Raw genomic sequence first — 8,303 nt, 5'->3', positions numbered from 1 at the left:
GAGATGCCCGTCATCGACGGCCTGCACTACCAGGAGGCCGGCACCGGCCCGGGAGTGCTGCTGCTCGCCGGCAACGGCGCCCGGGGGCGCACCTGGCACCTGCACCAGGTGCCCGCGCTCGTGGCGGCCGGCTATCGGGTTGTCACCTACGACGCCCGGGGGCTGCCGCCCAGCGCCACCCCGCCCGTGGTCACCATGCCCGACCTGGTGAACGACGCGGTCACCCTGATCGAGCAGCTCGGCCTGGGCCCGTGCCGGATCGCCGGCTCCTCCATGGGCGCGCGGGTCGCCGCCGAGCTCTGCCTCGAACGGCCCGACCTGGTCGACAAGGCGGTCCTGATGGCCACCTTCGGGCGCCGCAGCGCGTTCCAGGCCGCCATGACCGCGGGCGAGCGCGGCCTCGAGCGGGCCGGTGTGGAGCTGCCGGACGAGTACCGGGCCGTGGTGCGGGCGGCCTTCAACCTGTCGCCGCGGACGCTGGCCGACGACCGGCAGGCCCAGGACTGGCTCGACGTGTTCCAGGTCCGCCTGCCGGGCCACGCCGGGACGCCGAGCCGGCAGGAGGCCGGCGCCGAGGAGGACCGCCTGAAGGCGTACGGGGGAATCGAAAGCCCCTGTCTCGTCGTCGGGTTCGCCGACGACCTCATCGCGCCGGCCGCCGGTGGCCTCGAGGTTGCCCAGGCCATCCCGGGCGCCCGGTACACCGAGATCCCCGACGCCGGCCACTACGGATATCTGGAACAGCCCCATCGGCTCAACACCGAGCTGATCGCCTTCTTCGATGGAGAGCCCGCATGACCACCACCGCCCGCGAGGTCGAGCTCGTCTGGCACGACCTCACGCCCCGCCTGCTCGAGGTCCGCCGCGTCGAGCGGCTCACCCCGCGCATGGTCCGTATCACCCTCGGCGGCGAGGAGCTGGACGGCTTCAAGTACGGGGCGCCGGACGACCACGTGAAGGTCTTCTTCCCCGAGCCCGGCGCCGACCTGCCGGTGATGCCGTCGATCGGCGAGGAGGGCCTGGAGCCGCCGCCGCCCGGCTCGCCGCTGCCCATCTACCGCGACTACACCATCCGCTACCTGCGGCCGGAGGCGCGCGAGCTCGACATCGACTTCGTGCTGCACGAGCACGGCCCCGGCGGATCGTGGGCGGCGCGGGCGGCGCCGGGTAAGCGGGTCGGGATCCTCGGGCCGCGCGGCTCGAACCTGGTGCCGTACACCTTCGACTGGTATCTGCTCGGCGCCGACGAGACCGCCCTGCCCGCCCTCGCCGCCTGGCTCGAGCAGCTTCCGGCCGGCGCCACCGTGCTCGCCTTCGCCGAGGTGGCCGGCGAGAGCGAGAAGCAGCCCCTGGACGGCGTGACCTGGCTCCTCCGCGACCGCGGCCAGAAGCTCAGCGATGTGCGGGACGTGACCCTTCCGGAGGGCGACGGCTACGTCTGGATCGCCGGTGAGGCCACGGGTCTCAAGCCGGTCCGCCGCCATCTGCGCGCGCGGGGCCTCAACCGTAAGTGGATGGAGATCGACGGCTACTGGAAGAAGGGCGTCGAGAACCTGGACCACCACGAGGACGACGATGAGTAGCCCGCTGCCCAGCCTGGCGCCGCACACCCTGCTGGTGTTCCTGCTGCAGGTGTCGCTGCTCCTGCTGGTCGCGCTGGCCCTGGGCCGGCTGGCCGTGCGGCTCGGCCTGCCCGCGCTCGTCGGCGAGCTGCTGACCGGCGTGATCCTGGGGCCGTCGCTGCTCGGGGCGCTCGCCCCCGGCGCCTTCACCTGGGTGCTCCCGTCCGACGCCGACCAGCTGCACCTGGTCGACGCCGTGGGGCAGTTCGGTGTGCTCCTGCTCGTCGGCGTGACCGGCGTACAGCTGGACACCGTGATGCTGCGCAAGCGCGGCATCACCGGCGTGAAGGTCAGCCTCGCGGGTCTTCTGCTGCCCCTGGCGCTGGGCATCGCGGCCGGATTCCTCGTGCCGGCCGCGATGCTGACCGAGACCAGCGACCGCGGCACGTTCGCGCTGTTCCTGGGCGTCGCCATGTGCGTGACGGCCATCCCGGTCATCGCCAAGACGCTGTCCGACATGGGCCTGCTGCATCGCGACATCGGCCAGCTGACGCTGGCCGCCGGCATGGTGGACGACGCCGTCGGCTGGTTCCTGCTGTCGGTGGTCTCGGCCGCGGCGACCACCGGCGTACGGGCCGGGGCCGTCACCCTGTCGGTGGTCTACCTCATCGGCTTCGTGGTGGCCGCGATCCTCGTCGGCCGCCCGCTCGTGCGCTGGGTGCTCGACCTGGCCGGCATGGCCGGTGACGGCGGCCCCCGGGTCACCGCGTCCGTGGTGCTGATCCTGCTCGGCGCGGCCGCCACCCACGCGATGGGCATGGAGGCGCTGTTCGGCGCGTTCGTCGCGGGCATCCTCATCGGGCAGGCCCGCGCGGCCGAGAAGCCCGATCCGCGGCCGGGCCGCTCGATCTGGCAGGACCTGTCGCCGCTGCGCACGATCGTGCTGTCCGTGCTGGCACCCCTCTTCATGGCCACGGCCGGCCTGCGGATGGACCTGACCGCGCTGGCCGACCCCAAGGTGCTGCTGGCCGGCGTCGCGCTGCTGCTGGTGGCGATCGTCGGCAAGTTCGCCGGCGCCTACATCGGGGCGCGGGCCAGCAAGCTGTCGCGCTGGGAGTCGATCGCTCTCGGCGCCGGCATGAACTCGCGCGGCATCGTCGAGGTCGTGGTGGCCACCACCGGCCTGCGCCTGGGCGTGCTGTCCATCGCCACCTACACGGTGGTCGTGCTCATCGCCGTCATCACCTCGGTGATGGGCCCGCCCATCCTGCGCTGGTCGATGTCGAAAGTGCAGATCACCGAGCTCGAGCAGGAGCGGGCTCTCGCCTTCTCCGGACAGGGGGCGCCGAAATGACGGGAATCGCGCTGGTCACCGGGGCCGGTCAGGGCATCGGCCGCGCCGTGGCGCTCGCCTTCGCCGAGGCCGGCACGCGGGTGGCCGCGGTCGACCGGGAGGCCAAGGGCGTGGAGCGGCTCGCCGCCGAGCACGACGGGATCACGGCCTACGTGGCCGACGTCTCGCAGTCCTCCGAGGTGGAGGGTGTCGTCGAGGCGGTGGAGCTGGGCCTCGGCCCGATCGGGGTGCTGGCCAACGTGGCCGGCGTGCTGCGCACCGGGGCCGTCGTCGGCTTCTCCGACGAGGACTGGGCGGCGCTGTTCGACGTCAACGCGGGCGGGGTCTTCCGGGCCAGCCGGGCGGTGGCCCGCCGGATGGTGACCCGCCGGGCCGGGGTGATCGTCACGGTGTCGTCCAACGCGGCCGGGATCCCGCGCTCCGGCATGGCCGCGTACGCCGCGTCCAAGGCGGCCTCGACCGCCTTCACCAAGAGCCTCGGGCTCGAGCTGGCCCCCTACGGGATCCGCTGCAACGTGGTCGCCCCCGGCTCCACCGACACCCCGATGCAGCGGTCCCTGTGGGACGAGGGCGGACCGGACCCGGTCATCGCCGGTGATCCGGCCACCTTCCGTACCGGCATCCCGCTGGGCCGGCTCGCCGAGCCCGAGGACGTCGCCGACGCGGTGCTGTTCCTCGCCTCCGACCGCGCCCGGCACATCACCATGCACGACCTGTACGTCGACGGCGGCGCGACGCTCCGGGCCTGAGCCTGACAAGGAGAACCATCGAAGTGACTACCGTCTCCGCCGCGACCACCGCGGCCGAGCTGCTGGCGGGCTACCGCCCGGGCCGCTCGTCGCTGTTCGCCTCACCGAGCGGCACCCTGCTCGCCGAGGGCACCTATTTCGCGGTTCCGCCGTCGGGCCGCCGGGACGGCCTGGCCGACCTGGCCCACCGCGTCGACGCCGTCCTGGGCGTCGCCGAGGCGGCCGGTCACGAGGTCCGCGCCGTGGTGGGCGCGGTCCCGTTCGCCCCGGACGCGCCGGCGCACCTCGTGGTGCCGGCCCGGCTGCGGCGCGGCGGGCCGCCGGTGGCCGCCGCGGCCGGCGAGGCAACCGTCCAGGTGAAAGAGATCCGGGCGGTGCCGGATCCGGGCCGCTACACCGCGGCGGTGGCCGAGGCGGTCCGGCAGATCAACGCGGGCCGCTACACCAAGGTGGTCCTGGCCCGGTCGCTGCGGGCCGACGCGCCCGGCTTCGACCCGGCTCCGGTGGTGCGGGCGCTGGCCGGGCGCGACCCGGGCGGCTACACGTTCGGCGTCGACCTCGGCGGCGGCCGCACCCTGTTCGGTGCCAGCCCCGAGCTGCTGGTCTCCCGCCGGGGCACCCTGGTCACGGCCAACCCGCTGGCCGGTTCGGCCGCGCGCAGCGGCGACCCGGCCGAGGACGCCCGCCGGGCCGAGGCGCTGCTGCGGTCGGAGAAGGACCGGCACGAGCACGCGGTGGTGGCCAGCGCGGTCGCCGACGGTCTCCGCCCGTACTGCTCGCATCTGACTGTGCCCTCCGAACCGTCGCTGGTGCGCACGGCGACGATGTGGCATCTCTCCACCCTGATCACCGGCACCGTGGCCGATCCGGCGGCCTCGGCCCTGCGGCTGGCGACCGCGCTGCACCCGACCCCGGCCGTGTGCGGCACGCCGACCGCCGCCGCCCGCGCCGCCATCAGCGAGCTGGAGCCGTTCGACCGCGGCTTCTACACCGGCATGGTCGGCTGGGTCGACGCCTCGGGCGACGGGGAGTGGGCGGTCACCATCCGCTGCGCCACCGCCGACGAGGACGGCCTCGACCTGTTCGCCGGGGCCGGCGTCGTGGCCGGCTCGGAACCCGCGGCCGAGCTGGCCGAGACCACGGCCAAGCTCGGCACCATGGTGGCCGCTCTGGGATTGGAGCACTCCGATGTCCTCTGAGGAGCTTTACCGGTCGCGCGGGTACTGGACCGGCCAGACCTTCGAAGATCTTCTACGTTCCTCCGCCGAGAAATTCGGCACCCGCGTCGCCGTCGTCGACGGCGACCGCGAGATCACCTACGCCGAGCTCCGGGACCGCGCGCTGCGCCTGGCCGCGGGCCTGCACGGCCTGGGCATCGGCAAGGGCGACCGGGTCGTCGTCCAGCTGCCCAACGAGGCCGAGTACTTCGAGGTCATCTTCGCGCTGTTCCGCCTGGGCGCGCTTCCGGTCTTCGCGCTGCCCGCCCACCGGGCGGCCGAGATCGGCTACTTCTGCTCGCACACGAACGCCGTCGCCTTCGTGACGACCGGCGTGCACGAGGGTTTCGACCACCGCACCCTCGCGACGGCCACCGGCGCCGCCCGGATGATCATCGACGCGGATCTCCCGTCCCTCTACGCCGATCCGGCCGGGCTGCCGGACGGGCCGTCCGCCGGTGAGCTGGCCTTCCTGCAGCTCTCGGGGGGCAGCACCGGGCTGCCCAAGCTGATCCCGCGCACCCACGACGACTACCTCTACAGCGTCCGCGAGAGCGCCGACATCTGCCACCTCACCCCGGACAGCGTCTACCTCGCCGTGCTGCCGGTGGCGCACAACTTCACCATGTCGTCGCCGGGCGTGCTCGGCGTGCTGCACGCGGGCGGGCGCATCGTGCTGGCCCGCCGGCCCGACCCGGCGACCGTGCTGCCGCTCATCGCGGTCGAGCGGGTCACCATCACCGCCGTCGTGCCGCCGCTGGCCCAGCTCTGGATCGACGCGGTCGCGGCCATGGACAAGAAACCCGACCTGTCCAGCCTTCAGGTGCTCCAGGTGGGCGGCGCCAAGCTGGGCAGCACGGTCGCGGCCCGGGTCGAGCCGGTGCTCGGCTGCCGGCTGCAACAGGTGTTCGGCATGGCCGAAGGGCTGGTCAACTACACCCGTCTCGACGACCCGGACGAGATCGTGCTCAACACCCAGGGGCGGCCCATCTCGCCGGACGACGAGATCCTCGTGGTCGACGACGCCGGCGAGCCGGTCGAGCGGGGTCAGGTCGGACATCTGCTGACCCGAGGCCCGTACACCATCAAGGGTTATTGGAACGCCGAGGAGCACAACCGGACCGCGTTCACGGCCGACGGTTTCTACCGTACGGGCGATCTCGTGCGGCATCGGGCCGACGGCTATCTCGTGGTCGAGGGCCGGGCCAAGGACCAGATCAACCGCGGCGGCGAGAAGATCGCGGCCGAGGAGGTGGAGAACCACCTGCTCACCCACCCGGCCGTGCACGACGTGGCCGTGGTCGCCATCCCCGACGCGTATCTGGGCGAGCGGACGTGCGCTTTCGTGGTGCCACGCCCCGGCATGGCGCTCGCTCTCAAGGACGTCCGTGTCTATCTGCGGGAACGCGGACTGGCGGCGTACAAGATCCCCGACCGGCTGAACGTGGTCGACGCGTTCCCCGTCACCGGCGTCGGCAAGATCAGCCGGCGCGAGCTGCGTGCGGCCCTGCGATCGCTGAAGGAAGGCTGACATGCTCCCGCGCATCACCCCGTACCCCCTTCCCACCGGTTTCTCCCTGAAGAACGCCCGCGTCGGCTGGCGCCCGGACCCCCGGCGGGCGGCCCTGCTCGTGCACGACATGCAGAACTACTTCCTCGCCCCGTTCGGCACCGCCGACCACGCCCTGATGGCCCGGGTCGTCGACAACATCGCGGCGCTGTGCAAGCACGCCCACGAGGCCGGCATGCCGGTCGTCTTCTCGGCCCAGCCGGGCGGGCAGAGCCTGGCCGAACGCGGCCTGCTCCAGGACTTCTGGGGCGACGGGCCGCCGCCGTCGGCGAGCGCGCTGGCCATCACCGACGCGCTGGCCCCGGGGCCGGGCGACGTCCAGATCACCAAGCGCCGCTACAGCGCCTTCGCCGGCACGCCCCTGGCCGAGCTGCTCGAAGGACGCGACCAGCTCATCGTCACCGGGGTCTACGCGCACATCGGCGTGCTCGCCACCACCCTCGACGCGTTCATGCGCGACATCCAGCCGTTCGTCGTCGCCGATGCCGTCGCCGACTTCAGCCCCGCCCACCACCGCGACGCGCTGCGGCACGTCGCCGACCGGTGCGGCGTGGTCGGCACGGCCTCCGAGATCGCCACCTTCCTCTGAAAGGCACAACCATGACGGTGTACGACCTCGTGGGCATCGGCTTCGGCCCGTCGAACCTGGCGCTCGCCATCGCCATCGAAGAAAGCGAGACTCCGCTGACCGCTGTCTTCCTGGAGAAGCAGGAGGACTTCGGCTGGCACCGCGGGATGCTCTTCGAGGACGCCACCATGCAGGTGTCGTTCCTCAAGGACCTGGTCACCATGCGCAACCCGGCCAGCGACTTCAGCTTCGTGTCGTACCTGCACGCCCACGACCGGCTGGCCGAGTTCATCAACTTCAAGTCGATGTACCCGCTGCGCGTCGAGTTCCACGACTACTTCGTGTGGGCGGCCCGCCGGATGGCCCACATGGTCCGCTACGGCCACACCGTCACCGACGTCGTGCCCGTGGTCGACGAGAACGGCGAGGCGTGGGCGGTCGACGTCATCAGCCCGCGCGGCACGTTCCGGGCCCGCAACGTCGTCGTCGCGGTCGGCCTCGAGTCGAGCCTGCCGCCCGACGTCACCCCGGGCCCGCGCGTCTGGCACAACCTCGATCTGCTCCACCGGGTGGCTTCCTTCGAGGTCGCCGAGCCGCGCCGGTTCATCGTCGTCGGCGCCGGGCAGAGCGCCGCCGAGTCCGTCGCCTACCTGCATTCGCGCTATCCCACGGCCGAGGTCAACAGCGTCTTCTTCCGGTACGGCTACAGTCCCGCCGACGACAGCAGCTTCGCCAACCAGATCTTCGACCCGGCCGCCGTCGACCTGTACTACGACGCGCCGGCCGAGGTGAAGCGGATGCTGTTCGACTACCACCGCAACACGAACTACTCGGTGGTCGACGGCGATCTCATCGAGGAGCTGTACCGGCGTACGTACCGGGAAAGGGTTCTGGGCCGGGACCGCCTCCACATGATGCGCGCCTCCCGCATCGCCGACCTGACCCCGCGCCCCGACGGGGTGACCGCGGTGGTCGAGCACCTGCCGACCGGCGAGCTCACCACCCTGGAGGCCGACGCGATCGTCTACGCCACCGGCTATCGCCCGGTCGACGTGACCCGCCTGCTCGGCATGGCCGGCAAGCACTGCCTGCGCGACGAGGAGGACCTGCTGCGCGCCGGGCGCGACTACCGCCTCGAGACCGACCCGGAGCTGCGCGCCGGCATCTATCTGCAGGGCGGAACCGAACACGCGCACGGGATAACGGCCACCCTGCTCTCGGCCGGCGCGATCCGGGCCGGCGAGATCACGGCCTCAATTTCCGGGGTGGGCGGCCGATAGGAC

General features: G+C 72.5%; 8 protein-coding genes. All 8 read left to right on the top strand.

Going from position 1 to position 8,303, the window contains the following annotated elements:
• Nucleotides 1-3 precede the first annotated feature (3 nt).
• Genes ACFY36_RS14125 through ACFY36_RS14090 form a run of 8 tightly spaced genes read left to right on the top strand, consistent with a single transcriptional unit; the run spans nucleotide 4 to nucleotide 8,300 of the window.
• Nucleotides 4-798, top strand: a complete 795-nt coding sequence (locus ACFY36_RS14125) for an alpha/beta fold hydrolase (protein WP_499746352.1) — start codon at nucleotides 4-6, stop codon at nucleotides 796-798.
• Entirely contained in the window at nucleotides 795-1,583 is a 789-nt protein-coding gene (locus ACFY36_RS14120) for a siderophore-interacting protein (RefSeq protein WP_499746351.1), read from the top strand. Before ACFY36_RS14125 ends, ACFY36_RS14120 begins: the two co-directional genes overlap by 4 nt.
• Nucleotides 1,576-2,916, top strand: a complete 1,341-nt coding sequence (locus ACFY36_RS14115; protein ID WP_499746350.1) for a cation:proton antiporter — start codon at nucleotides 1,576-1,578, stop codon at nucleotides 2,914-2,916. The genes ACFY36_RS14120 and ACFY36_RS14115 overlap by 8 nt, the downstream gene beginning before the upstream one ends.
• Nucleotides 2,913-3,665 carry a 2,3-dihydro-2,3-dihydroxybenzoate dehydrogenase gene (locus ACFY36_RS14110; RefSeq protein ID WP_499746349.1) on the top strand — a complete coding sequence of 251 codons (753 nt, stop codon included), beginning with the start codon at nucleotides 2,913-2,915 and terminating at the stop codon, nucleotides 3,663-3,665. The genes ACFY36_RS14115 and ACFY36_RS14110 overlap by 4 nt, the downstream gene beginning before the upstream one ends.
• Before the next feature lie 23 nt (nucleotides 3,666-3,688).
• Nucleotides 3,689-4,864 (top strand): isochorismate synthase, encoded by a 1,176-nt coding sequence (locus ACFY36_RS14105; protein WP_499746348.1) that lies wholly within the window; start codon nucleotides 3,689-3,691, stop codon nucleotides 4,862-4,864.
• On the top strand, nucleotides 4,854-6,413 hold the full coding sequence (locus ACFY36_RS14100) for a (2,3-dihydroxybenzoyl)adenylate synthase (protein ID WP_499746347.1): 1,560 nt from the start codon (nucleotides 4,854-4,856) through the stop codon (nucleotides 6,411-6,413). The genes ACFY36_RS14105 and ACFY36_RS14100 overlap by 11 nt, the downstream gene beginning before the upstream one ends.
• A gap of 1 nt (nucleotide 6,414) precedes the next feature.
• Nucleotides 6,415-7,041, top strand: coding sequence for an isochorismatase family protein (locus ACFY36_RS14095; protein ID WP_499746346.1), 627 nt, complete (start codon nucleotides 6,415-6,417; stop codon nucleotides 7,039-7,041).
• Nucleotides 7,042-7,052: 11 nt separating this feature from the next.
• A complete protein-coding gene (locus ACFY36_RS14090; RefSeq protein ID WP_499746345.1) occupies nucleotides 7,053-8,300 on the top strand; it encodes a lysine N(6)-hydroxylase/L-ornithine N(5)-oxygenase family protein in 1,248 nt (415 codons plus the stop codon).
• Nucleotides 8,301-8,303: the final 3 nt, after the last annotated feature.

The sequence above is a fragment of the Actinoplanes sp. NPDC000266 genome (genome assembly GCF_042899005.1).
Lineage (GTDB): Bacteria > Actinomycetota > Actinomycetes > Mycobacteriales > Micromonosporaceae > Actinoplanes.
The sequence above is the reverse complement of the archived record's forward strand: the minus strand, read 5'-3'. Positions and strand labels throughout refer to the sequence as shown.